Consider the following 23,737-nt stretch of genomic DNA (forward strand, 5'->3'; position numbering starts at 1 on the left):
TCTTTGCAACAATGCTGAAATCCCGGGGCTGCTGCGCAGCCCTTTCGCGACACAAGGCCGCTCCTACAGGTTGGCGTAGTACCTGTGGGAGCGGCGGTGCGCCGATGCGACTTGCCCCGCGATGGTTTCAGCCCGCCGCCAATGCCGGGCGCAGACGCCCCTGCTGACGCCCTTCGAGCTGCATGCAACGCTCCAGGAACAGGAACATGCAGTCGTAGCTCTTGCAGATCGCCCGACGCAGCTCGGTACGCAGCCCCAGCGTCGGGCTCTCGCCTGCCAGGGTGCAGATGATCTCCAGCGCCTCCCACGGGTGCGCGTCATCGTACTGCGCATGCATCTTCAGCCACTTCATCGCGCGCTTGCGGGTGTCCTCGGGGAAACCCTGGGCGTAGGTGTCCTCGGCGCAGACCACCGCCGACCACTCGCCGGTGGCACCTTCGATGGCGTAATTGGTGGCCGCCATGGCGATGGCCAGCGACTCCGTGGCGCACACCCGCCAGCACCAGTCGTTGAGGCCATTGAGCTCTGGCGGCACCTCCTGGGACTGCAGCTCATGCAGATGGACGCCGTGCGCCTGGCACCAGTGCACCCAGTAGTCGGCATGGTTGAGCTCGACCCGGATGTTGCGCATCAGCCAGCGACGCGCCATGTCTTCGCCGGGGTGTCGGGCGTAGCGGGTCTTGGTCAGGTTGTGGGCCATGTAGAGGGAGAACTGCTCGACCACCGGCCAGCCGCCGATCAGGTACTGGCGGATGGTCGACTGCTTGAGCTGGCCATCGCGCAGTCGCTGGTAGAACTCATGCTCCACCACCCGGCGCTTGCTTTCGCGGCAATCCTCTATCAGTTGTTGGGCCCACTGCGGATAACTGGCCGGATCCATCAATGGTCCGATCCTTACGAACGCGTCGATCACTGTCAGCTCCTTGATTCCCTGTGATTTCCGGGCGTTGTTCAGCGAAAGGTCCCCGGCGCCCGGTGCAGAAGGGGCCTCGCGGCAATCCGTTGGCGCTGCAGGCTGTCGCAGGTGAAGACCTGCGGGCGTTCGATGAGGTATCCCTGGGCGTAGTCCACGCCGATCTCCTGCAAAGCCTGCTCGATCAGCGGCGTCTCGACGAACTCGGCAATGGTCCGCTTGCCCATGACGTGACCGATGTGATTGATCACTTCGACCATCGCCCGGTTGATCGGGTCATCGAGCATGTCTTTGACGAAACTTCCGTCGATCTTCAGGAAGTCTACAGGCAAATGCTTCAAATAGGCGAATGACGACATTCCGGCGCAGAAGTCGTCGAGGGAGAATCTGCAGCCCAGTCCTTTCAATTCATTGATGAATCGGATCGCGCTGCCCAGATTGGCGATGGCGCTGGTTTCGGTAATTTCAAAACAGATAAGCCGCGGCGGGATGTCGAACTCGCTGAACAGCCGTTGCAGGTACTCGAGGAACTTGTCGTCGCCGATGCTCGAGCCCGATAAATTGATGGCGCACATCGCCAAGGGCCCCTCCCGGCCTTCGTCCAGGCACTGGCGGATTACTTGGAACACGCTGCGCACCACCCAACGGTCGAGCGCGGTCATCAGGCCATAGCGCTCCGCTGCGGGGATGAAACTGTCGGGCAGGATGGTGCGCCCGCTTTCGTCGTGCAGGCGCAGGAGAATCTCGATATGCCCGGGGCTCTCGTGGGGGTGCAGGGGGGCGATCTCCTGGGCGTAGAGGCAGAAGCGGTTTTCCTCCAGCGCCACGTGCAATCGCTGGATCCAGGCCATCTCGCCAAAGCGCATGGACAATTCGCTGTCGTCGGCGTGATACACCTGGACCCGGTTGCGGCCCTTTTCCTTGGCCATGTAGCAGGCCATGTCCGCCGCACGCAACGACGCCTCCAGGGTGCTGGGCACCTGGGCGATGTGCACCAGGCCGAGGCTGACCGTGGTCACGAAGGGGCGCCCCTTCCACACGAAATGCAGGCTCTGCACGGCCTGGCGTAACTGCTCGGCAATCCGCTCGGCCTGCTCCGGCGGGCAGTTCTCCAGGAGCACGCCGAACTCGTCGCCGCCCAGGCGCGCCAGGGTGTCGCCCTCGCGCAGGCCCGACTGCAGTACCGCGCAGATATGCCGCAGCAGCTCGTCGCCGGCGGCATGGCCGCAGGTATCGTTGACCAGCTTGAACTGGTCGAGGTCGAGGAACATCAGCGAATGGCGCCCGGCCTGGCGGGCCAGGCCGTTGAGCGCCTGCTCCAGGCGGTATTCGAACTCGCGGCGGTTGGCCAGCCCGGTCAGGGCGTCGTGAGTGGCCTGCCAGGACAGGTTGGCGATGTACTGGCGCTCCTGGGTCATGTCGTGCAGCACCACCACGATGCCACTGACCTGCCCCTCGGTAAGAATGGGCGAGCCCACCAGGTTGACCGACACCGTACTGCCGTCCAGGCGCTGGATCAGCCGGGCATGCTCGGCGCCGCCCTTGAGGCTGCCGCTGAGCACCTGCTCGACCAGCGTCAGGCTGTCGCCCTCGGCATTCTCGTCCAACAGACTGAACAGCGCCGCCAGCGGCAGGCCCTGGGCCTGGACCGCCTGCCAGTGGGTCAACTGCTCGGCGGCCGGGTTCATGTAGCTGATGCAACCATCGACATCGGCGGTGATCACCGCATCGCCGATCGACTCCAGAGTGATCTGCGCCCGCTCCTTCTCCTCCTGCAGCGCGCTGGCGAACGCCTGGCGCTGGGCCAGCAGCTTGCTTGAACGCCGCCAGGCCATGGCGATCAGGAACAGCGCGGTGGCCAGGTTGGTCAGCATCAGCACCTTGAGCAGCATCCGCGAGCCTTCGCCCAGGGCATCGCTGAAGGCCTTGGCGGCGGGGGTCACGCCGTCATTGATGGCGACGATGCGCGCCTTCCAGTTGGCCACCTGGTGCGGGTCGATCACGCCGCCGGCGAAGCCTTCGCGCATCTGCTGGGCCAGCACGTCGAGCTGACGCAGGTAATCGTCACCGATGTCCCAGTAATCGATGGCGGTTTCCATATAGCTGATATGCCGGAAATTGCGATAGAACCAGATGATCCGGGCGACGTCCTCGGGATGGTTGCCACCCTGCAGCACACCCTGGCGCGCTGCCTCCAGGTCCGGTTCAGGTCGGTCCAGGGCCAGGCGCAGGTTGTGATCGCCCTGGGGTACCAGGATCGCCCGGCGGTAGCGGGCATAGGTCAGCGGATCGCGGTCGTCGGCGTAGAGGTTGAGGTAATAGATGGCGTCCTTCTGTGCCTTGGACCACAGGCTCTCGCCCGCCACGTAGGCGCGCACGGCGGACAATGCATAAAGGCTCAGACTGCCCAGCAGTACCTGGAAAACCACAACGGCGACGAAGGGCCAGATGATACCCAGCAGCCTTGGCGCTTCGAGAGTCCGATTTCCCTTCATGTAATCCCTGTCATGGCGGCAGATAAGGCACGAATCGACCTAGACAAGCACAGCGTAGGCCATTTGCCATGCCTGTGGCGTGGTTTTTGATGACGGGGAAAGGGGCGCAGCACCTGTAGGAGCGGCCTTGTGCCGCGAAAGGGCTGCGCAGCAGCCCCACAAGATCGCCGGGGGCCGCTCTGCGGCCCTTTCGCGGCACGAGGCCGCTCCTACATGGACGTAGGTGGCTCAGGTCTGCTGCAGGTGACCGTAAAGCTTGGCGTACAGGCCGCCCTCGGCGATCAATTGCTGGTGGCCGCCGTCCTCGGCCACATGGCCGCCGTCGAACACCAGCACGCGGTCGGCCTGCTTCACCGCCGACAGGCGGTGGGCGATGATCAGCGTGGTGCGGCCGCTGAGGAAGCGCGCCAGGGCCAGGTGCAGGTTGTACTCGGTGGCGGCGTCCAGCGCCGAGGTGGCCTCGTCGAGGATGACCACCTTGGGCTCGGCCAACACCATGCGGGCGATCGCCAGGCGCTGGCGCTGGCCGCCGGACAGGCGCACGCCGGAGCGCCCGACGATGCTGTCCAGGCCCTGGGGCAGCGCGGCGATGGTGCCGTCCAACTGGGCGATGCGCAGCGCCTGCCAGCAGGCATCGTCGCTGCAATCGCGGCCCATGGTCAGGTTGGCGCGCACGCTGTCGTTGAACAGCGACGGATGCTGCAGCACCACCGCGACGTTCTCGCGCAGGGTCTCCAGGCCGATCTCCTGCAGGCTGGAGACGCCGAAGCGGATGGTCCCGGCCTGGGCGCTGTACAAACCCAGCAGCAGTTGCACCAGGGTGCTCTTGCCACCGCCGCTGGCGCCGACGATGGCAACCTTCTCGCCCGGGGCGATGGACAGGTTCAGCTGATCCAGCACCGGCTCGTCGGCGTAGGCGAAGCGCAGGTCGCGCACCTCGATGCCGACCGTCTCGCGCCCGGCGAACGGGTCGCTGCCCGCGGGGTACTGCGGCTCGTCGGCCCGCGCCAGCAGCTCGTTCAAGCGGCTCAGCGCGCCTCCGGCGGCGTAGTAGGCATATTGCAGGTTCAGCAACTGCTCCACCGGGCCGATCATGAACCACAGGTAGCTGAACACCGCCAGCATCTGGCCGATCGACAAGTCGGAGAACAACACGGTGAGCATCGCCGCGGCACGGAAGATGTCGATGCCGAACTGGAACAACAGGCCACTGGCCCGGCCACTGGCATCGCTCTTCCACTGCGAGGCCACCGCGTAGTCGCGCACCTCGCGGGCACGCAGGCCAAGGCGACCGAGGAAATAGCCTTGGCGGTTGCCGGCACGGATTTCCTGGATCGCATCGAGGGTCTCGGTCAGCGCCTGGGTGAAGCGCGCGGTGCTGTCGTTCTCGAGTTTCTTCAGGTGCTTGACGCGCTTGCCCAGCTGCACGGTGAAAAAGATCACCAGCGGGTTGAACAGCAGGATCAGCAGCGCCAGCTGCCAGTGCATCCAGATCAGGATGGCGGCGGTGCCGGTCAGCGTGAGCACGGCCACCAGGAAGCGGCTGAGGGTTTCGCCGACGAACTTGTCGAGGGTGTCCAGGTCGGTGACCAGATGGGTGGTCACCGTACCGCTGCCCAGGCTTTCGTATTCCTTGAGCGAAATGCGCTTGAGCCGCTCGATCAGGCGGATACGCAGGCGGTAGACGATGTCCTTGGCCAGGCCGGCGAACAGCTTGGCCTGGACCACGTTGAACGCCAGCGCCGCCAGACGCAGGCCCAGGGTGGCGCAGAGCATCAGGCCGATATAGCCCGCGGCCACCTGCCAGCCTGTGGGCAGGAAGTTGTTCATCCACTTCAGCGCGGCGTCGCCATGGCCCAGCAGCACTTCGTCCACCAGCAGCGGCAGCAGCAAGGGGATGGGCACGCTGCACAGGGCGGCGAGCACGGCCACCAGGTTGGCGGTCCACAAAGCCTTCTTGTGGTGCAGGGCCAGGCGGCGGATTTCCGCCCAGCTCAGGCGATCAGGCACAGCGGGAGACTTCCCTGGCACAGGGTCTGGCGACCCTGGCAGGTCAAGCACAGGCGGCCTGCTGCAGCCAGCGGCCGAGCAGCGGCTGCAGGCTGTCCAGCGACTGGTAGCCGTTGGTCAGCAGGGCCAGCTGGCCATTGCGCTCGGCCAGCAGCGTGGGGAAACCGGCGATGCCCAGGTCCTGTACCCAGCCGAAGTCGGCGCTGGTGGCGGCGCGGGTATCGGCATTGGTGAAGCACTGCGAGAACAACTCGCGGTCGAAACCGGCCTGTTCGGCCAGCTCCACCAGCTGCGGGGCGCGGGTGACATCGAGCCCCTGCTCGTAGAACGAGCGCTGGATCAGCTTGAGCAGCGTCCAGGCCCGCTTGTCGTCCAGCTCACGCGCCGCGACCAATGCGCGGCACGCAGGCTCGGTGTCGTAAACAAAGCCGTCGGGCATCGCGCCGTCGAAGCGGAACGGCTGCCCGGTGGCGTCATGCACCGCCTGCCAGTGCTCGAGGATGTACTTGCGGGTCGAGGCATCCAGGGCGCTGCCGCCGCTGCGCAGGCCACCGGGCACCAGGCGGGTGACGACACCCGCCTCACGCGCCTGGGCGATCAGCGCCTCGGCCACCGGGGCGAAACCCCAGCACCAGGAACACATCGGGTCCATCACATAGAGCAGGCGTGCGGACATGCATCAGGCCTCGGCTTTGTAGTTGTAGCCGATCGGGTGTGGCTGGTTGCGCGCCTTGGCCAGTTCGATCTGCTTCTGGCGGTCGATGGCGCTGCGCCGGGTCTTCTCGCTCAGGCTGTCCCAGCAATGCGGGCAGCTCACGCCTGGCGAATAGTGTTCCGACTCCCGGTCCTTCACGTCGATCGGGTGGCGGCAGGCATGGCACTGGTCGTACTCGCCCTCGCTCAGGTCGTGACGCACGGTGACCCGGTTGTCGAAGACGAAGCAGTCGCCGTCCCAGAGGCTTTCTTCCTGGGCTACTTCCTCGAAGTATTTCAGGATGCCGCCCTTAAGATGATAGACGGCTTCATAGCCCTCACCGAGCATGTAGCTGGAGGCCTTCTCGCAGCGGATGCCACCGGTGCAGAACATGGCGACCTTCTTGTGCTTGCTCGGGTCGAAGTTGGCCTTGATGTAGTCGGGGAACTCGCGGAAGGTCTCGGTCTTCGGGTCGATGGCGCCCTTGAAGGTGCCGATGGCCACTTCGTAGTCGTTGCGGGTGTCAATCAGCAGCACTTCCGGGTCGCTGATCAATGCGTTCCAGTCTTTCGGATCGACGTAGGTGCCGACCGCCTTGTTCGGGTCCACGCCCGGCACGCCGAGGGTGACGATCTCTTTCTTGAGCTTGACCTTGGTACGGTAGAACGGCTGCTCGTCGCAATACGACTCTTTGTGGTCGACATCCACCAGGCGTGGGTCGCTGCGCAGCCAGGCCAGCAGCGCGTCGATGCCTTCACGGGTGGCCGAGACCGTGCCGTTGATGCCTTCGTTAGCCAGCAGCAGGGTACCTTTGACGCCGTTGTCGGCCATTGCCTTGAGCAGCGGCTCGCGCAGTTCGACGTAGTCTTCCAGGGTGACGAACTTGTACAGCGCCGCCACGACGATCGGTTGGGTCATGAATCTGAAACTCCTGGTGGTTGCCCTCGTAAGGGGCGGACCGGGTTTGACATAAAAAGCATGGGGGCGCTTTGCGCCCCTTTCGCGGCACAAGGCCGCTCCTACAGGGAACTGCATACTCCTGTAGGAGCGGCCTTGTGCCGCGAAAGGGCTGCAAAGCAGCCCCCGGATTTTGCGAGATTGTACCAGAACGACGGAAAGGATTCAGTGCCCGCCGCCGGCGCACACCGGCGAGGCTGGCGCCGCGCCGACTGCCGCCCATTCCTCGGGCGTGTAGGTGTGGATCGCCAGGGCGTGGATCTCGCCCATCAGCTCACCCATGGTGGCGTAGACCTTCTGGTGGCGCTTGACGCTGTTCAGCCCGGCGAACTGCTCGCTGACCAGCACCGCCTTGTAGTGCGTTTCCTGGCCACGGCTGTGCATGTGGCTTTCGTTGCGCACTTCGAGGTGGTCGGTGCCCAGCGGCGCCAGCTGCTGTTCGATGCGTTGCTGCATGTTCATCGCGTCAGGCTCACTTCTTCGCCGGAGCGGCTGCCTTGCCGGCGCTCGGGTCGAGTTCCTTGGTCATGTCGTCGAGCAGCTTGTTGACCACCGGCACTGCCGGTTCCAGGCTCTGCTGGGTCAGCTGGGCCGACTGCTGGGTGACCTTGGGCATCTCGCGCAGGACTTTCTTGCCCAGCGGCGACTCGTAGAACTTGACCAGGTCGTTCAGCTCGGCCTCGGTGAAGGTCGCGGTGTACAGGTCGACCATCTTCGGCTTGAGCTTCTTCCAGCCGATGGCGTTGTCCAGGGCGGCGTTGGCCTTGGCCTGGTAGCTGTCGAGCACGGTTTTCTTGGCAGCCGGCGCCTTGGTCTGTTCGAAACGCTGGGCGAACATCTGCTGGACCTGCATGTACACCGGGGTGCCCAGCTTGTCGGCATTGGCCAGGGTCAGGAATTTCTCGGCGGCGGCATTGTGGCTCGCGGTGGCGGCGAGTACCTGGCCGCTGGCGCAGGCCAGGGCAACGGCGGCAAAGAGGACACGAAGACGGGTCATTGCATTTCCTTCAAGAAAGGGAGGCGAGTACCTCAGGGTAGAGCATTCTGCGCCGTGATGGCGAAGTGCTCAAGTGGCACGACGAGCGACTGAACCGCTGTGTCGAATCAGGGCCTAAACTGCGATTTCTGACTACAAAGGAGTGAGCGCAGCATGAGCCGTATCGAGACAGACAGCCTGGGCCCGGTCGAAGTTCCAGAGGACGCCTACTGGGGTGCGCAGACCCAGCGTTCGCTGATCAACTTCGCCATCGGCAAGGAGCGCATGCCGCTGGCGGTGCTGCACGCCCTGGCGCTGGTCAAGAAAGCCGCTGCCCGGGTCAACGACCGCAACGGCGACCTGCCCGCCGACATCGCCCGGCTGATCGAGCAGGCCGCCGACGAAGTGCTTGCCGGCGACCACGACGAGCAGTTCCCGCTGGTGGTGTGGCAGACCGGCAGCGGCACCCAGAGCAACATGAACGTCAACGAGGTGATCGCCGGACGCGCCAACGAACTGGCCGGCAAGGGTCGCGGCGGCAAGCTGCCGGTGCACCCCAACGATCACGTCAACCGCTCACAGAGCTCCAACGACTGCTTCCCCACCGCCATGCACATCGCCGCCGTCCAGGCCGTGCATGAACGACTGCTGCCGGCGATCACCGAGCTGTCGGGGGGGCTGGCCGAACTGTCGGCGCGCCACACGCACCTGGTCAAGACCGGGCGCACGCACATGATGGACGCGACGCCGATCACCTTCGGCCAGGAGGTCTCGGCCTTCGTCGCCCAGCTCGACTACGCCCAGCGCGCCATCCGCGCGACGCTGCCGGCGGTCTGCGAGCTGGCCCAGGGCGGCACCGCCGTGGGTACCGGCCTCAACGCCCCGCACGGTTTCGCCGAAGCCATCGCCGCGGAGCTGGCGGCGCTGTCCGGCCTGCCGTTCGTCACCGCGCCGAACAAGTTCGCCGCCCTCGCCGGACACGAGCCGCTGACCAGCCTGGCCGGCGCGCTGAAGACCCTGGCCGTGGCCCTGATGAAGATCGCCAACGACCTGCGCCTGCTGGGCTCCGGCCCGCGCGCGGGGCTTGCCGAGGTGCGCCTGCCGGCCAACGAGCCGGGCAGCTCGATCATGCCCGGCAAGGTCAACCCGACCCAGTGCGAGGCACTGTCGATGCTGGCCTGCCAGGTGCTGGGCAACGACGCGGCGATCGGCTTTGCCGCAAGCCAGGGCCATCTGCAGCTGAACGTGTTCAAGCCGGTGATCATCCACAACCTGCTGCAGTCGATCGAGCTGCTGGCCGATGGCTGTCGCAACTTCCAGCAGCACTGTGTGGCCGGTATCGAGCCGGATGCCGGGCAGATGGCCGCGCACCTGGAGCGCGGGCTGATGCTGGTGACGGCGCTGAATCCGCATATCGGTTACGACAAGGCGGCGGAAATCGCCAAGAAGGCCTACAGCGAGGGCAAGACCCTGCGCGAGGCGGCGCTGGAGCTGAAGTACCTGACCAATGAGCAGTTCGACCAGTGGGTAAGGCCGGAGAATATGCTGGCGCCTGGCGGGAAAGGCTGACTCATCACCTGTAGGAGCGGCCTTGTGCCGCGAAAGGGCTGCGCAGCAGCCCCAGGATTCGGCATTTAATACAAAGATCGCCGGGGCTGCTGCGCAGCCCTTTCGCGGCACAAGGCCGCTCCTACAGGTACCGCGAGGGTTATTGAGCCTGGCTCTTCGCTCTCCACCCCGCGATCAGCGACGGCCCCAACGCCACCAATGCCGACCCCAGCACCACCGTCACCGCCCCGACATAGCCCAGGCCATTGATCTGCTCGGCATGCACGTAATCCGGCCACAGCCAGGCCGCCAGCGCCACCGCGACGAACGTCACCAGCGGCGTCAGTGCCAGGGTCGCGCTGACCCGCGAGGCCTCCCAATGTGCCAGCGCCTCGGCGAACGCGCCATAGGCCACCAGCGTGTTCAGGCAGCAGGCCAGCAGCAACCAGCCCTGCAACGGGCTGAGCTGCAACACCTCCAGCGGATGCACCCAGGGCGTGAGCAGCAGTGCGCAGCACAGGTAGATCACCATCATCACCTGCTGCGAGTTCCACACCGTCAGCAGTTGCTTCTGGCTCAAGGCATAGAACACCCAGATGCTGGTCGCCAGGATAATGGTCAGCACGCCGGTGGTGTAGGTGCCAAGTGATGTGAGCAGCTCTTCCAGGCGCTGGTTGAAGAACAGCCCGAATCCCGCCAGCAGCACCAGCAGGCCCAGGCCCTGCCCCAGGCTGAAACGCTCCTTGAACACGAACACGCTGGCCACCAGCAACAGCACCGGCCCCAGCTGCACGACCAGTTGCGCGGTGCCGGGGCTGAGCAGGTTGAGGCCGACCAGGTACAGCACATAGTTGCCGACCAGGCCGGCCACCGCGACGGCCACCAGGCCCTTGCCCTTCATTCCAAGACGACTGAACGACGGCAGCCGCCGATTGGCCGCCAGCCAGGCGAACAACAGGCCGCCGGAAACGCTCAGGCGGTACCAGGTGACGGTTACCGGGTCCATCACCTGCAGCACCTGCTTGAGCTTGATCGGCAGGATGCCCCAGAGCAACGCGGTCAACAGCGCCAGCAGAAGGCCCTGGACCCAGCGTCCGGAAGAAATGTGCATGGTGTCCTCGAGTCGAGCCTTGGTGGGGGAAGGTGCAGTCTACGGGCTTGGCGGGGAACGTGTGGCGGGAAAAGATTTCATCAGGTCATTCCCTGGATGCATGTCTGATTACCCCAGCAGGGCTGACACCGTCACTGTAGGAGCGGCCTTGTGCCGCGAATGGGGCGCGTAGCGGCCCCGGCAATCCATGGGTAAACGCCGATCCTGGGGCCGCCTTGCGGCCCTTTCCGGCCGGTCCGACGCCTCGGCAAGGCCGCTCCTACCTCTTGGCGAACGCCGCCTCCAGCGCCTGGTTGATCGTGCGCAGTACCTTCACCCGCGCCCAGCGCTTGTCGTTGGCCTCCACCAGGGTCCACGGCGCGATCTCGGTGCTGGTGCGGTCGACCATGTCGCCCACCGCCTCGGAATAGACGTCCCACTTGTCGCGGTTGCGCCAGTCCTCCTCGGTGATCTTGTAGCGCTTGAACGGGATCTGCTCACGCTCCTCGAAGCGCTCCAGCTGGGTCTGCTGGTCGATGGCCAGCCAGAACTTGACCACCACCACCCCGGCGTTGCTCAACTGCTCCTCGAAGTCATTGATCTCGCCATAGGCGCGCATCCAGTCCGCCGGGCTGCAGAAGCCCTCGACCCGCTCCACCAGCACCCGGCCATACCAGGAGCGGTCGAAGATGGTGAACTTGCCCCGCGCCGGAATGTGTCGCCAGAACCGCCACAGGTATGGCTGGGCACGCTCTTCCTCGGTGGGCGCGGCGATTGGCACAATGCGGTACTGGCGCGGATCCAGCGCCGCCGCCACGCGGCGGATCGCCCCGCCCTTGCCGGCCGCGTCGTTGCCTTCGAACACCGCCACCAGGGCGTGGCGGCGCATGCGCTTGTCGCGCAGCAGACCGGCCAGGCGCGCCTGTTCGGTGACCAGCTGTTCCTGGTAGTCGTGCTTGTCCAGGCGCAGGGTCATGTCCAGGGCGCCGAGCAGGCTCTTCTGGTCGATGCTGCGCCCCAGCGGCGTGACGTTACCCTGATGCTTGCCCTTGGGGTTGTTGGCCAGGGCGGCCTGCAGGCCCTCCAGCAGGATGCGCCCGACTGCCAGGCTGCGGTAGTGCGGGTCGACGCCCTCGATCACATGCCAGGGCGCGTAGTCGCGGCTGGTGCGGCGCAGCACACGCTCGCCGAAACGCACGAAACGGTCGTAGGTTTCCGACTGCTGCCAGTCCAGCGGGCTGATGCGCCAGTTGTGCAGCGGGTCTTCCTTGAGCGCCTTGAGCCGCGCCTTCATCTGTTTCTTGGACAGGTGGAACCAGAACTTGATGATCAGCGCGCCTTCGTCGCAGAGCATCTGCTCCAGGCGCTCGGCGCCGGCGATGGCCTGGTCGAGCACGGCGTCCTTGAACTGGCCGTGCACGCGGCCTTCGAGCATCTGGCTGTACCAGTTGCCGAAAAACACGCCCATCCGCCCTTTCGGCGGCAACGCCCGCCAGTAGCGCCAGGCCGGTGGCCGGGCCAGTTCCTCGTCGGTCTGCTGGTCGAAGGTGCGCACTTCGATCAGTCGCGGGTCCATCCACTCGTTGAGCAGCTTGACCGTCTCGCCCTTGCCGGCGCCCTCGATGCCGTTGATCAGCACGATCACCGGGAAGCGCGCCTGCTGCTTGAGTTCGTACTGGGCTTCGAGCAGCGCCTCGCGCAGGGCGGGGACTTCTGCTTCGTAGGTATCCTTGTCGATGCTGTGACCGATTTCGGCGGATTCGAACATGGAGGGCTCCTTCAATGGATCTGCTACAAGCTACAAGCTTCAAGCTGCAAGAAATAGCAGGTCGTGCCACTATTCGCTTTTTTCTTGCAGCTCAAAGCTTGCAACTTGCGGCTTGAATATGACCATGTCCGACACCACCCTCCCCCTGCACGCCCAGATCGACTGGGACGACCAGGGCCGCCCCCACTCCCGGCAATACGACGATGTCTATTTCGCCGTCAACGAAGGCATCGACGAGACCCTGCACGTGTTCATCGAGCAGAACCACCTGCGCCAGCGCTTCGCCGAGCTGGCGCCGCGGGACTGCCTGGTGATCGGGGAAACGGGCTTCGGCACCGGCATGAATTTCTTCTGCGCCTGGCAGCTGTTCGCCGAGCTGGCCCACGCCGAGGCGCGCCTGCATTTCGTCAGCGTGGAAAAGTACCCCCTGAGCCGCGACGACCTGGAGCGCGCCATGCAACTGTGGCCGGCGCTGGCGGCCTTCACCCGGCCCCTGCTCGATCAGTACGTGGCGATCCATCCGGGTTTCCAGCAACTGAGCCTCGATGACGGCCGCGTCACCCTCACGCTGATGATCGGCGATGCGCTGGCGCAACTGCCGCAACTGGACGCGCGCATCGACGCCTGGTTTCTCGACGGCTTCGCCCCGGCGAAGAACCCCGACATGTGGACGCCGGAGCTGTTCGCCCAGTTGGCGCGGCTGTCGCACCCCGGCACCACCCTCGGCACCTTCACCACCACCGGCTGGGTCCGCCGCTCGCTGATCGAAGCCGGCTTCACCATGAAGAAGGTGCCCGGTATCGGCAAGAAGTGGGAGGTGATGCATGGCGTCTACAGCGGCGCGCCAGCCGCCCCCGCGGCGCCCTGGTACGCACGCCCGGCGCCCTTGCCGGGGCCACGCGAGGCGCTGGTGATCGGTGCCGGCCTGGCGGGCAGCGCCACGGCGCGCAGCCTGGCGGCCCGGGGTTGGCAGGTCAGCGTGCTGGAGCGTCACGACGGGCCGGCCCAGGAGGCCTCGGGCAATCCCCAGGGCGTGCTGTATCTCAAACTGTCCGCCCATGGCACCGCCCTGTCGCAGATGATCCTTTCCGGCTTCGGTTACACCCGTCGCTGGCTCGAGCACCTGCAACGTGGCCAGGACTGGGATGCCTGCGGTGTGCTGCAACTGGCCTTCGACAACAAGGAAGGCGAACGCCAGGCCAAGCTGGCGACCGCCTTCGACAACAGCCTGCTGCGCCAGCTCGACCGCGAACAGGCCGAAGCCGTGGCAGGCGTGGCGCTGGCCAGCGGCGGCCTGTTCTACCCCGAGGGTGGCTGGGTGCACCCGCCGGCGCTGTGCCAGGCGCAGCTGGACCATCCGCGCATCCGCCTGCTCGGCCATGCCAACGTCATCGCGCTGCGCAAGGCCGACGGTCTGTGGCAGGCCTGGGACGGCGAGCGCCTGCTGGCCAGTGCGCCGCTGGTGGTGCTGGCCGGGGCTGCCGATGTCCGTGACTTCCCGGCTTGCGCCGGGTTGCCGCTCAAGCGCATTCGCGGGCAGATCACCCGCCTGCCGGCCACCGTGGCCAGCCAGGAACTACGCACGGTGGTCTGCGCCGACGGCTACGTCGCGCCACCTCGCGGCGATGAGCACACCCTGGGCGCCAGCTTCGACTTCCACAGCGAGGACCTGGCGCCGACCGTGGCCGAGCACCAGGGCAACCTGGCGCTACTGGATGATATTTCCGCAGACCTGGCCACCCGCCTGCGCACCGCCGAGCTGGATCCGGCGCAACTACAGGGTCGGGCAGCGTTCCGTTGCACCAGCCCGGACTACCTGCCCATCGTCGGGCCGCTGGCCGATGTCGAAGCGTTCAACCAGGCCTACGCCATGTTGGCCAAGGATGCGCGACAGGTGCCCGATGTGGCCTGTCAGTGGCTGGAGGGGCTGTATGTGAACAGTGGGCATGGGTCGCGGGGATTGATTACTGCACCGCTGTCCGGGGAGCTGATTGCGGCGTGGGTCAGTGGTGAACCATTGCCGGTGCCCCGAGCCGTGGCCGAGGCCTGCCACCCGAACAGGTTCGCGTTGCGCCGGTTGATTCGCGGTAAATAGCGGGATTGCCGGGGGCGCTGTGCGCCCCTTTCCGGCCGGTCCGACGCCTCGGCAAGGCCGCTCCTACACAGGCGACCGCGATCTCCTGTAGGAGCGGCCTCGTGCCGCGAAAGGACCGCACAGCGGTCCCAGTCCCCGACAACCACATATAACAGATTGATCTAAAACTCTCACAAGCTACCCCGGTCCCTACCTAAGTGCCCACCTTCGCGGCACACCTCCCCAACGGCAAAACCGGTAAGGACTTATGTGCGGATTAGCAGGAGAGTTACGTTTCACCCCCATCGACCAAGCCCCACGCCCGGCGGACCTCGCCGCGGTGGAGCGCATCACCCACCACCTGGCGCCCCGCGGCCCCGACGCCTGGGGCTTCCATAGCCAGGGCGCGATTGCCCTCGGCCATCGGCGCCTGAAGATCATGGACCTGTCCGACGGCTCGGCCCAGCCCATGGTCGACAGCACCCTGGGCCTGGCCCTGGCCTTCAACGGCGCCATCTACAACTTCCCCGAACTGCGCGAGGAACTGCAGGCCCTGGGCTACAGCTTCTGGTCCGACGGCGACACCGAAGTGCTGCTCAAGGGCTACCACGCCTGGGGCGCGGCGCTGCTGCCCAAGCTCAACGGCATGTTCGCCCTGGCCATCTGGGAGCGCGACAACCAGCGCCTGTTCCTGGCCCGCGACCGTCTGGGCGTCAAGCCTCTGTACCTGTCGCGCAACGGCGAGCGCCTGCGCTTCGCCTCGACCCTGCCGGCACTGCTCAAGGGCGGCGATATCGACCCGGTGATCGACCCGGTGGCACTGAACCACTACCTGAACTTCCACGCCGTGGTACCGGCGCCACGCACCCTGCTGGCCAATGTGCAGAAGCTCGAGCCCGGCACCTGGATGCGCATCGACCGCCATGGCGAGGTCGAACGCCAGACCTGGTGGCAACTGCACTACGGCCCGAACCCGGACGAGCGCGAGCTCGACCTGGAGGGCTGGACCAGCCGCGTGCTCGACGCCACCCGCGACGCCGTGGCGATCCGCCAGCGCGCCGCGGTGGACGTCGGCGTGCTGCTCTCCGGCGGCGTCGACTCCAGCCTGCTGGTCGGCCTGCTGCGCGAGGCCGGGGTGGACGACCTGTCGACCTTCTCCATCGGTTTCGAGGACGCCGGCGGCGAGCGCGGCGACGAGTTCCAGTACTCCGACCTGATCGCCAGGCACTACCACACCCGCCACCACAAGCTGCGCATTGCCGAGCACGAGATCATCGAGCAGTTGCCGGCGGCCTTCCGTGCCATGAGCGAGCCGATGGTCAGCCACGACTGCATCGCCTTCTACCTGCTCTCGCGGGAGGTGGCCAAGCACTGCAAGGGCGTGCAGAGCGGCCAGGGCGCCGACGAGCTGTTCGCCGGCTACCACTGGTACCCGCAGGTGGACGGTGCCAAGGATGCCTTTGGCGCCTATCGCGAGGCGTTCTTCGATCGCAGCCACGCCGAATACCGCGCCACCGTGCAGGCGCCGTGGCGCCTGGACAACGACGCGGCCGGCGACTTCGTCCGCGAACACTTCGCCCGCCCCGGCGCGCCGGACGCGGTGGACAAGGCCCTGCGCCTGGACAGCACGGTGATGTTGGTGGACGACCCGGTCAAGCGGGTGGACAACATGACCATGGCCTGGGGCCTGGAGGCGCGCACGCCGTTCCTCGACTACCGCCTGGTGGAGCTGTCGGCGCGCATTCCGGCACGCTTCAAGCTGCCCGACGGCGGCAAGCAGGTGCTCAAGCAGGCGGCGCGTCGGGTCATTCCCCACGAAGTGATCGACCGCAAAAAGGGCTATTTCCCGGTTCCCGGCCTCAAACACTTGCAAGGCGCCACCCTGGACTGGGTGCGCGAGCTGCTGACCGACCCCAGCCAGGATCGCGGGCTGTTCGACCCGGCCATGCTCGACCGCCTGCTGAGCAACCCCCACGGCCAGCTCACCCCGCTGCGCGGCTCCAAGCTGTGGCAGTTGGCGGCCCTGAACCTGTGGCTCAGCGAACAAGGAATCTGACCGATGAAAGCCCACGAGATCGCCTATGGCCAGCGCCTGCTGCGCGGCCAGGCGCCGTCCTACGAGCGCTTGCAGGCACGCCTGGCCGGCGACGGCAGCGACCCCCACGACCAGCCGCGAGCCGTGCATTGCGGCTGGGGGCGGCTGCTGATCGGGCATACCTACCCCGATCCGCTCAGCCTGGCCGAAGCGCTGCTGCAAGAGCAGGCCGGCGAGCGCGACATCGCCCTGTACGTCGCCGCCCCGCAACAGGTACTGGCCCAGGCGCCGCAACAGCTGTTCCTTGACCCGTCGGATACCCTGCGCCTGTGGTTCACCGACTACCGGCCGGCGCGGCGCGTGTTTCGCGGCTTTCGCATTCGGCGGGCGCAAGGACCGGCGGACTGGCAGGCGATCAATGCGCTGTACCAGGCCCGCGGCATGCTGCCGGTCGACCCCGAACTGCTCACCCCACGCCACCTCGGCGGGCCGGTGTACTGGCTGGCCGAGGACGAAGACAGCCACGCGGTGATCGGCAGCGTAATGGGCCTGGACCACAGCAAGGCGTTCGATGACCCCGAGCACGGTTGCAGCCTGTGGTGCCTGGCGGTGGACCCGCACTGCACCCGCCCGGGCGTCGGCGAAGTGCTGGTGCGTCACTTGATCGAACACTTCATGAGCCGTGGCCTGGCCTGCCTGGACCTGTCGGTGCTGCACGACAATCGCCAGGCCAAGCGGCTGTACAAGAAGCTTGGGTTCCGCACCCTGCCGACCTTCGCCATCAAGCGCAAGAACGGCATCAACCAGCCGTTGTTCCTCGGCCCCGGCCCCGAGGCAGGGCTCAACCCCTATGCGCGGATTATCGTCGACGAAGCGCTGCGCCGAGGCATCGAGGTCCAGGTGGATGACGCCGATGCCGGGCTGTTCACCCTGAGCCTGGGCGGACGACGGATCCGCTGTCGGGAATCGTTGAGCGACCTGACCAGCGCCGTGACCATGACCCTCTGCCAGGACAAGCGTCTGACCCGCCAAGCCCTGTACAACGCGGGTCTGCAGGTACCGGCGCAGCAACTGGCGGGCAATGCCGATGACAACCAGGCATTCCTCGACGAGCACGACACGGTGGTGGTCAAGCCGGTGGATGGCGAGCAGGGCCAGGGGGTGGCGGTCAATATCACCACGTTTGAAGCGCTGAGCCATGCCGTGGAACAGGCCCGCGTCTTCGACAGCCGCGTGCTGCTGGAGAGTTTCCATGCAGGCGTCGACCTGCGCATCGTGGTGATCGGCTACGAGGTGGTGGCGGCTGCAATCCGCCATCCGGCCCAGGTGATCGGCGACGGCAAGCACAGCCTCCGTGCGCTGATCGAAGCCCAGAGCCGGCGCCGCCAGGTGGCCACCGGCGGCGAGAGCCGCATTCCACTGGACGAAGAGACCGAGCGCACGCTCAAGGACGCGGGGCTGGGCTACGACGACATCCTGCCCGCCGGGCAACGCCTGGCCGTGCGCCGCACCGCCAACCTGCACACCGGCGGCACCCTGGAAGACGTTACCGGGCGCCTGCACCCGGTGCTGGCCGATGCCGCCGTACGCGCCGCCCGTGCCCTGGAAATCCCGGTGGTGGGCCTGGACTTCATGGTCCGTGATGCCGAGCACCCGGACTACGTGATCATCGAGGCCAACGAGCGCGCGGGGCTGGCCAATCATGAACCGCAGCCTACGGCTGAGCGCTTTGTCGACCTGCTGTTCCCGCATAGCCGGGCTTTGGCCTGAAATCTATCGCGGGGCAAGCCCGCTCCCACGCAACCCCGTGGGAGCGGGCTTGACCCGCGATGAGGCCCTCGAATCAAAGGAGTAATCCTGATGCCTGCAAAACACCCCGAACCCGATCTCGACTACCTCAAACGTGTACTGCTGGAGATGCTCGCCATCCCCAGCCCCACCGGCTTCACCGACACCATCGTGCGCTATGTCGCCGAGCGCCTGGACGAACTGGGCATCCCCTTCGAGCTGACTCGTCGCGGCACCATCCGCGCCACGCTGAAGGGCCGCCAGAACTCGCCCGATCGCGCCGTCTCGGCGCACCTGGACACCATCGGCGCCAGCGTGCGCCAGTTGCAGGACAACGGTCGCCTGGCCCTGGCACCGGTGGGTTGCTGGTCGAGCCGCTTCGCCGAGGGCAGCCGGGTCAGTGTGTTCACCGATACCGGCGTGTACCGCGGCAGCGTGTTGCCACTGATGGCCAGCGGGCACGCCTTCAACACCGCCATCGACCAGATGCCGATCAGCTGGGAACACGTTGAAGTGCGCCTGGACGCCTACTGCGCCACCCGCGCCGATTGCGAGGCGCTGGGGATCGCCATCGGTGACTGCGTTGCCTTCGATCCGCTGCCGGAGTTCACCGAAAGCGGCCATATCAGCGCCCGCCACCTGGACGACAAGGCCGGCGTGGCGGCCTTGCTGGCGGCGCTCAAGGCCGTGGTGCAAAGCGGCCGTCAGCCACTGATCGACTGCCACCCCTTGTTTACCATCACCGAGGAGACCGGCTCGGGCGCCGCGGCCGCCCTGCCCTGGGACGTCAGCGAATTCGTCGGCATCGACATCGCCCCGGTGGCGCCGGGGCAGGCGTCCAGCGAGCACGCGGTGAGCGTGGCCATGCAGGATTCGTCCGGGCCTTACGACTATCACCTGTCGCGCCACTTGCTGAAGCTGGCCGGCGATGCTGATTTGCCGGTACGCCGTGACCTGTTCCGCTACTACTTCAGCGACGCCCACTCGGCGGTGACCGCCGGGCACGATATCCGCACCGCCCTGGTGGCCTTCGGCTGTGATGCCACCCATGGCTACGAGCGCACCCATATCGACAGCCTGGCGGCGCTCAGCCGGCTGCTCGGCGCCTACCTGCTCAGCCCGCCGGTGTTCGCCAGCGACTCGCAGCCGGCCAATGCCTCACTGGAGCGCTTCAGCCACCAGCTGGAACACGACGCGCAGATGGAAAGCGATACCCGGGTGCCGGCGGTGGACAGCCTGGTGGGCAACAAAGGCTAAGCTCATACGCCTATCCCTGTAGGAGCGGCCTTGTGTCGCGAAAGGGCCGCAGAGCGGCCCCAGGATTTCAGCGTTCACGCAAAGATTCTGGGGCCGCTTTGCGGCCCTTTCGCGACACAAGGCCGCTCCTACAGGGGACTGGGCGCATCGCACCGCAAATTCACGTAGCATGCCCCCATTCCCACAACCACTGCCCAGACCATGCTGATCCCCTACGACCAACTCGAAGCCGAAACCCTGACCCGCCTGATCGAGGACTTCGTCACCCGCGACGGCACCGACAACGGCGACGACACCCCACTGGAAACCCGCGTGCTGCGGGTACGCCAGGCCCTGGCCAAGGGGCAGGCGTTCATCCTGTTCGACATGGACAGCCAGCAGTGCCAGTTGCTGGCCAAGCATGACGTGCCGCGGGAGCTCTTCGAGTAGCCGGCCTTCAGGCCTGCTGCTTCTCCAGCTCCAGTGCCTTGATGCGCTTGTACACCTCGACCCGGTGCACCTCCACTTCGCGCGGCGCGCAAATGCCGAAACGGACCTGGCCGTTCTCCACGGACATCACCTGGATCCTGATGTTGTCGGCAATGACGATGACCTCGCCCACTTCTCGTCCGATTACCAGCATGCTCCGATCCTCCCGCTCAATGGAAAATCGGAGACTGCCCCGCCAGCTTTGGCCTACTCAATCCTTCTTCGGATAAATAGACATGCCCTACCGGCGAGGGTAAAAAAACCTACAGAAACTTCCCTCAATGTGCGGCTTTGCGTGCCTTCGCCCGCATTTTCACCGCCATGTCCGCCATTTCATCGTACAGCCGCTGGGGCGACTGGCATTTGAGCTGCCAGGCCTGACGCCCGGCTTCATGGGGCAGGATCAGGAACTCGCCAGCCGCAACCCGCTGATGGATATACTCGGCGATATCGGCGGCATTGATCGGCGAGCCTTCCAGCAGTTTGCCCACCTGCGCCTTCATCGCCGGATCCGGCCCGCGGAACGAGTCGAGCAGGTTGGTCTGGAAGAACGACGGGCACACCACATGCACCGCCACCTCGACCTGGCGCAGCTCCACCAGCAGGCTCTCGGACAAGGCCAGCACCCCGGCCTTGGCCACGTTGTAGTTGCTCATGCCCGGCCCCTGCATCAGGGCGGCCATGGAGGCAATATTGATGATCCGCCCACGGCTGCGCTCGAGCAGCGGCAGGAACGCCTTGCAGCCCTTGACCACGCCCATCAGGTTGACCGCGATCTGCCAGTCCCAGTCCTCCAGGGACAAATCGGCGAAGAACCCGCCCGACGCCACCCCGGCATTGTTGACGATCACGTCGATGCCGCCGAGCTTCTCCTCGCAGGCCTGGGCCAGGGCGGTGAGCTGGCTGTAGTCGCGCACGTCGCAGCGCTGGATGAAGCCGTCACCACCGGCGCCACGCACCAGCTCCAAGGTCTCGCGCAGGCCCGCTTCATTGACATCGGCCAAGGCCAGGCGCCAGCCATCGCGGGCCCAGCGCAGGGCGATCTCGCGACCAAGGCCGGAGCCGGCGCCAGTGATCATCATTCGGTTGTGCATGGTCAGCTGCCTTGAACAGTGGGATTGGCCTGGAGTCTAGCCAGAACGCGGGCCACAGCGGTGCAGCATCAGAATGCTGAATGAGGATTCATCCACCCGGGGCCTGCACAACCGATGGAATCTTTGCCCACCGCCAACGGTCGGAACAGTAAGCGCCCAGCATTCCGAGGCCCTTGACCCTCAACCACGCAAGGACTCCATCATGACCACGATCCTCATCATCATCCTGATCCTGCTGCTGGTCGGTGGCTTACCGGTCTTCCCGCACTCGCGCAGTTGGGGCTACGGTCCTTCCGGCATCATCGGCGTGGTGCTGGTGGTGTTGTTGATCCTGTTGCTGCTCGGTCGGATCTGAGCCAGCCATTGCAGCTGGCTCCCTGTTGAACGAAAACGCCCCGGCAAGCCGGGGCGTTTTTGTTCAGGCAACAACCAGGATCAGTGGGAAACCGCCCCGCTGGCCCCAAGGCCGGTCTGCGAACGGACGAACTGCGGGAAGAACAGCGCGCGCTCGTTCTCGGCAGCCTTGGACTTGTCGGTGACCGAGAAGAACCAGATGCCGGCGAAGGCAATGATCATCGAGAACAAAGCCGGGTACTCGTACGGGTAGATGGCTTTCTCGTGACCGAGGATCTGCACCCAGATGGTCGGGCCCAGGACCATCAGGCCCACCGCGCTGACCAGGCCCATCCAGCCGCCGATCATGGCGCCGCGGGTGGTCAGTTTCTTCCAGTACATCGAGAGCAGCAGCACCGGGAAGTTGCAGCTGGCGGCGATGGAGAAGGCCAGGCCGACCATGAAGGCGATGTTCTGCTTCTCGAACAGGATACCCAGGCCGATCGCCAGCACGCCCAGGGCGATGGTGGTGATCTTCGACACGCGGATCTCGTCCTTGTCGTTGGCCTTGCCCTTGCGCCAGACGCTGGCATACAGGTCATGGGACACCGCCGAGGCACCGGCCAGGGTCAGGCCGGCGACCACCGCCAGGATGGTGGCGAAGGCAACCGCCGAGATGAAGCCGAGGAACACGCTGCCGCCCACGGCATCGGCCAGGTGCACCGCCGCCATGTTGTTGCCGCCGATCAGGGCGCCGGCGGCGTCCTTGAAGTCGGGGTTGGTGCTGACCAGCAGGATCGCGCCGAAGCCGATGATGAAGGTCAGGATGTAGAAGTAGCCGATGAAGCCGGTGGCGTACAGCACGCTCTTGCGCGCTTCCTTGGCATCGCTGACGGTGAAGAAGCGCATCAGGATGTGCGGCAGACCGGCGGTGCCGAACATCAGCGCCAGGCCCAGCGAGAACGCCGAGATCGGGTCCTTGACCAGGCCGCCCGGGCTCATGATCGCCTCGCCCTTGGCATGCACCTTGATCGCCTCGGAGAACAGGGTGTTGAAGTCAAAGCCCACGTGCTTCATCACCATCAGCGCCATGAAGCTGGCACCGGACAGCAGCAGCACCGCCTTGATGATCTGCACCCAGGTGGTGGCGAGCATGCCGCCGAACAGCACGTACAGGCACATCAGGATGCCCACCAGGATCACCGCCACGTGGTAGTCCAGGCCGAACAGCAGCTCGATGAGCTTGCCGGCACCGACCATCTGCGCGATCAGGTAGAACGCCACCACCACCAGCGAACCGGAGGCCGACAGGGTGCGGATCTCCTTCTGCCCGAGGCGGTACGAGGCCACGTCGGCGAAGGTGTACTTGCCCAGGTTGCGCAGGCGCTCGGCGATCAGGAACAGGATGATCGGCCAGCCGACCAGGAAGCCGATGGAGTAGATCAGGCCGTCGTAGCCCGAGGTGAACACCAGTGCGGAAATACCCAGGAACGAGGCCGCCGACATGTAGTCACCGGCAATCGCCAGGCCGTTCTGGAAGCCGGTGATCTTACCGCCGGCGGCGTAGTAGTCGGCCGCCGACTTGTTGCGTTTGGAGGCCCAGTAGGTAATGCCCAGGGTGAAGGCGACGAAGGCCACGAACATGGCAATCGCCGAGACGTTCAGCGGCTGTTTCTGCACCTCGCCGGTCAGGGCATCGGCGGCCCACACGGCGGGTGCGAAAGCGCCGCAGGCCAGGACGGCCAGGGTTTTGGCGTGACGGATCATTGCTTGGCCTCCTCGAGAATGGCCTTGTTCAGTTCATCGAACTCGCCGTTGGCGCGACGCACGTAGAGCGCGGTGAGCACGAAGGCCGAGAGGATCAGGCCGACGCCCAGGGGAATGCCCCAGGTGATCGACGACTCGGGGCTGAGCTTGGCGCCCAGCACGTGCGGGCCATAGGCGATGAGGAGGATGAAGGCGCAGTAAAGGCCGAGCATGATCGCCGAGAGAATCCAGGCGAAGCGCTCGCGCTTGGTGACCAGTTCCTTGAAGCGCGGACTGTTCTGTATCGATTGGTAAATGCTGTCGTTCATTGTTTTTGTCCTAGCAGCACAGAGTAGGGATAACCCGACTCCAACTTTATGCTGCCGCTGGACGCCAACCAGACGACCTTAGTCTTAGATGCAACGGTGTTTTACAGATTTCGCAACAACCAAAACCCGAGTAGGGGCATTCGCGGGTAAACCCGCTCCCAC

Annotated in this window: 20 protein-coding genes; 7 read left to right on the top strand and 13 right to left on the bottom strand. The window is 65.7% G+C overall.

The window, feature by feature from the left end; genetic code table 11:
- Nucleotides 1-127: 127 nt before the first annotated feature.
- The 7 genes from ACZ899_RS12235 to ACZ899_RS12265 form a co-directional block, all read right to left on the bottom strand.
- On the bottom strand, nt 128-913 hold the full coding sequence (locus ACZ899_RS12235; protein ID WP_203647635.1) for an iron-containing redox enzyme family protein: 786 nt from the start codon (nt 911-913) through the stop codon (nt 128-130).
- Between the two features lie 38 nt (nt 914-951).
- Nucleotides 952-3,408, bottom strand: a complete 2,457-nt coding sequence (locus tag ACZ899_RS12240; protein WP_203647636.1) for an EAL domain-containing protein — start codon at nt 3,406-3,408, stop codon at nt 952-954.
- A gap of 228 nt (nt 3,409-3,636) precedes the next feature.
- On the bottom strand, nt 3,637-5,469 hold the full coding sequence (locus ACZ899_RS12245; RefSeq protein WP_234562412.1) for an ABC transporter ATP-binding protein: 1,833 nt from the start codon (nt 5,467-5,469) through the stop codon (nt 3,637-3,639).
- A complete protein-coding gene (locus ACZ899_RS12250; protein ID WP_234562411.1) occupies nt 5,462-6,094 on the bottom strand; it encodes a DsbA family protein in 633 nt (210 codons plus the stop codon). The genes ACZ899_RS12245 and ACZ899_RS12250 overlap by 8 nt, the downstream gene beginning before the upstream one ends.
- A 3-nt stretch (nt 6,095-6,097) precedes the next feature.
- Nucleotides 6,098-7,030 carry an oxygen-dependent tRNA uridine(34) hydroxylase TrhO gene (gene trhO / locus ACZ899_RS12255; protein ID WP_110736504.1) on the bottom strand — a complete coding sequence of 311 codons (933 nt, stop codon included), beginning with the start codon at nt 7,028-7,030 and terminating at the stop codon, nt 6,098-6,100.
- A 204-nt stretch (nt 7,031-7,234) separates the two neighbouring features.
- On the bottom strand, nt 7,235-7,531 hold the full coding sequence (locus ACZ899_RS12260; protein WP_203647638.1) for a BolA family protein: 297 nt from the start codon (nt 7,529-7,531) through the stop codon (nt 7,235-7,237).
- A gap of 10 nt (nt 7,532-7,541) precedes the next feature.
- Nucleotides 7,542-8,066 carry a DUF2059 domain-containing protein gene (locus ACZ899_RS12265; RefSeq protein WP_050704598.1) on the bottom strand — a complete coding sequence of 175 codons (525 nt, stop codon included), beginning with the start codon at nt 8,064-8,066 and terminating at the stop codon, nt 7,542-7,544.
- 153 nt (nt 8,067-8,219) lie between these two features.
- On the opposite strand from ACZ899_RS12265, the gene ACZ899_RS12270 reads away from it, so the two are divergent.
- Complete coding sequence (locus ACZ899_RS12270) at nt 8,220-9,614, top strand: class II fumarate hydratase (protein WP_232856440.1); 1,395 nt, start codon at nt 8,220-8,222, stop codon at nt 9,612-9,614.
- A gap of 139 nt (nt 9,615-9,753) precedes the next feature.
- Here the strand turns inward: ACZ899_RS12270 and ACZ899_RS12275 are convergent, their stop codons facing one another.
- On the bottom strand, nt 9,754-10,704 hold the full coding sequence (locus ACZ899_RS12275) for a DMT family transporter (protein ID WP_203647639.1): 951 nt from the start codon (nt 10,702-10,704) through the stop codon (nt 9,754-9,756).
- Nucleotides 10,705-10,963: 259 nt separating this feature from the next.
- Nucleotides 10,964-12,451, bottom strand: coding sequence for a polyphosphate:AMP phosphotransferase (pap, locus tag ACZ899_RS12280; protein WP_203647640.1), 1,488 nt, complete (start codon nt 12,449-12,451; stop codon nt 10,964-10,966).
- A 124-nt stretch (nt 12,452-12,575) separates the two neighbouring features.
- On the opposite strand from pap, the gene mnmC reads away from it, so the two are divergent.
- The 5 genes from mnmC to ACZ899_RS12305 all read left to right on the top strand — a co-directional run bounded on the left by mnmC (nt 12,576) and on the right by ACZ899_RS12305 (nt 20,034).
- The gene (gene mnmC / locus ACZ899_RS12285) at nt 12,576-14,546 is read left to right on the top strand and encodes a bifunctional tRNA (5-methylaminomethyl-2-thiouridine)(34)-methyltransferase MnmC2/FAD-dependent 5-carboxymethylaminomethyl-2-thiouridine(34) oxidoreductase MnmC1 (protein ID WP_203647641.1); all 1,971 of its coding nucleotides are present in this window, start codon (nt 12,576-12,578) and stop codon (nt 14,544-14,546) included.
- A 247-nt stretch (nt 14,547-14,793) separates the two neighbouring features.
- Entirely contained in the window at nt 14,794-16,581 is a 1,788-nt protein-coding gene (locus ACZ899_RS12290) for an N-acetylglutaminylglutamine amidotransferase (protein WP_234560814.1), read from the top strand.
- A 3-nt stretch (nt 16,582-16,584) separates the two neighbouring features.
- Entirely contained in the window at nt 16,585-18,330 is a 1,746-nt protein-coding gene (gene ngg / locus ACZ899_RS12295; protein WP_234560815.1) for an N-acetylglutaminylglutamine synthetase, read from the top strand.
- A gap of 90 nt (nt 18,331-18,420) precedes the next feature.
- Nucleotides 18,421-19,605 carry an osmoprotectant NAGGN system M42 family peptidase gene (locus ACZ899_RS12300; protein WP_234560816.1) on the top strand — a complete coding sequence of 395 codons (1,185 nt, stop codon included), beginning with the start codon at nt 18,421-18,423 and terminating at the stop codon, nt 19,603-19,605.
- A gap of 201 nt (nt 19,606-19,806) precedes the next feature.
- Nucleotides 19,807-20,034 carry a YheU family protein gene (locus ACZ899_RS12305; protein ID WP_203647645.1) on the top strand — a complete coding sequence of 76 codons (228 nt, stop codon included), beginning with the start codon at nt 19,807-19,809 and terminating at the stop codon, nt 20,032-20,034.
- A gap of 7 nt (nt 20,035-20,041) precedes the next feature.
- Here the strand turns inward: ACZ899_RS12305 and csrA are convergent, their stop codons facing one another.
- Together csrA and ACZ899_RS12315 are read right to left on the bottom strand one after the other, a co-directional pair.
- Nucleotides 20,042-20,227 carry a carbon storage regulator CsrA gene (csrA, locus tag ACZ899_RS12310; RefSeq protein WP_234560817.1) on the bottom strand — a complete coding sequence of 62 codons (186 nt, stop codon included), beginning with the start codon at nt 20,225-20,227 and terminating at the stop codon, nt 20,042-20,044.
- A 124-nt stretch (nt 20,228-20,351) separates the two neighbouring features.
- Nucleotides 20,352-21,167 (bottom strand): SDR family oxidoreductase, encoded by an 816-nt coding sequence (locus ACZ899_RS12315; protein ID WP_203647647.1) that lies wholly within the window; start codon nt 21,165-21,167, stop codon nt 20,352-20,354.
- 202 nt (nt 21,168-21,369) lie between these two features.
- On the opposite strand from ACZ899_RS12315, the gene ACZ899_RS12320 reads away from it, so the two are divergent.
- Nucleotides 21,370-21,522, top strand: a complete 153-nt coding sequence (locus tag ACZ899_RS12320; protein ID WP_082337667.1) for a DUF3309 family protein — start codon at nt 21,370-21,372, stop codon at nt 21,520-21,522.
- 80 nt (nt 21,523-21,602) lie between these two features.
- Here ACZ899_RS12320 and ACZ899_RS12325 read toward each other — a convergent pair whose 3' ends face one another.
- Nucleotides 21,603-23,267 (bottom strand): cation acetate symporter, encoded by a 1,665-nt coding sequence (locus ACZ899_RS12325; protein ID WP_232856443.1) that lies wholly within the window; start codon nt 23,265-23,267, stop codon nt 21,603-21,605.
- Nucleotides 23,264-23,575 (bottom strand): DUF485 domain-containing protein, encoded by a 312-nt coding sequence (locus ACZ899_RS12330; RefSeq protein WP_110736475.1) that lies wholly within the window; start codon nt 23,573-23,575, stop codon nt 23,264-23,266. The genes ACZ899_RS12325 and ACZ899_RS12330 overlap by 4 nt, the downstream gene beginning before the upstream one ends.
- Nucleotides 23,576-23,737: the final 162 nt, after the last annotated feature.

The organism is Pseudomonas sp. TE31087 (assembly GCF_057284075.1).

Bases quoted from the DNA above. Each gene is read 5' to 3' on its own strand.
- ACZ899_RS12240 (WP_203647636.1), bottom strand. From the start codon at position 3,408: ATGAAGGGAAATCGGACTCTCGAAGCGCCAAGGCTGCTGGGTATCATC.
- ACZ899_RS12250 (WP_234562411.1), bottom strand. From the start codon at position 6,094: ATGTCCGCACGCCTGCTCTATGTGATGGACCCGATGTGTTCCTGGTGC.
- trhO (WP_110736504.1), bottom strand. From the start codon at position 7,030: ATGACCCAACCGATCGTCGTGGCGGCGCTGTACAAGTTCGTCACCCTG.
- ACZ899_RS12260 (WP_203647638.1), bottom strand. From the start codon at position 7,531: ATGAACATGCAGCAACGCATCGAACAGCAGCTGGCGCCGCTGGGCACC.
- ACZ899_RS12265 (WP_050704598.1), bottom strand. From the start codon at position 8,066: ATGACCCGTCTTCGTGTCCTCTTTGCCGCCGTTGCCCTGGCCTGCGCC.
- ACZ899_RS12270 (WP_232856440.1), top strand. From the start codon at position 8,220: ATGAGCCGTATCGAGACAGACAGCCTGGGCCCGGTCGAAGTTCCAGAG.
- ACZ899_RS12275 (WP_203647639.1), bottom strand. From the start codon at position 10,704: ATGCACATTTCTTCCGGACGCTGGGTCCAGGGCCTTCTGCTGGCGCTG.
- pap (WP_203647640.1), bottom strand. From the start codon at position 12,451: ATGTTCGAATCCGCCGAAATCGGTCACAGCATCGACAAGGATACCTAC.
- mnmC (WP_203647641.1), top strand. From the start codon at position 12,576: ATGTCCGACACCACCCTCCCCCTGCACGCCCAGATCGACTGGGACGAC.
- ACZ899_RS12290 (WP_234560814.1), top strand. From the start codon at position 14,794: ATGTGCGGATTAGCAGGAGAGTTACGTTTCACCCCCATCGACCAAGCC.
- ngg (WP_234560815.1), top strand. From the start codon at position 16,585: ATGAAAGCCCACGAGATCGCCTATGGCCAGCGCCTGCTGCGCGGCCAG.
- ACZ899_RS12300 (WP_234560816.1), top strand. From the start codon at position 18,421: ATGCCTGCAAAACACCCCGAACCCGATCTCGACTACCTCAAACGTGTA.
- ACZ899_RS12305 (WP_203647645.1), top strand. From the start codon at position 19,807: ATGCTGATCCCCTACGACCAACTCGAAGCCGAAACCCTGACCCGCCTG.
- csrA (WP_234560817.1), bottom strand. From the start codon at position 20,227: ATGCTGGTAATCGGACGAGAAGTGGGCGAGGTCATCGTCATTGCCGAC.
- ACZ899_RS12315 (WP_203647647.1), bottom strand. From the start codon at position 21,167: ATGCACAACCGAATGATGATCACTGGCGCCGGCTCCGGCCTTGGTCGC.
- ACZ899_RS12320 (WP_082337667.1), top strand. From the start codon at position 21,370: ATGACCACGATCCTCATCATCATCCTGATCCTGCTGCTGGTCGGTGGC.
- ACZ899_RS12325 (WP_232856443.1), bottom strand. From the start codon at position 23,267: ATGATCCGTCACGCCAAAACCCTGGCCGTCCTGGCCTGCGGCGCTTTC.
- ACZ899_RS12330 (WP_110736475.1), bottom strand. From the start codon at position 23,575: ATGAACGACAGCATTTACCAATCGATACAGAACAGTCCGCGCTTCAAG.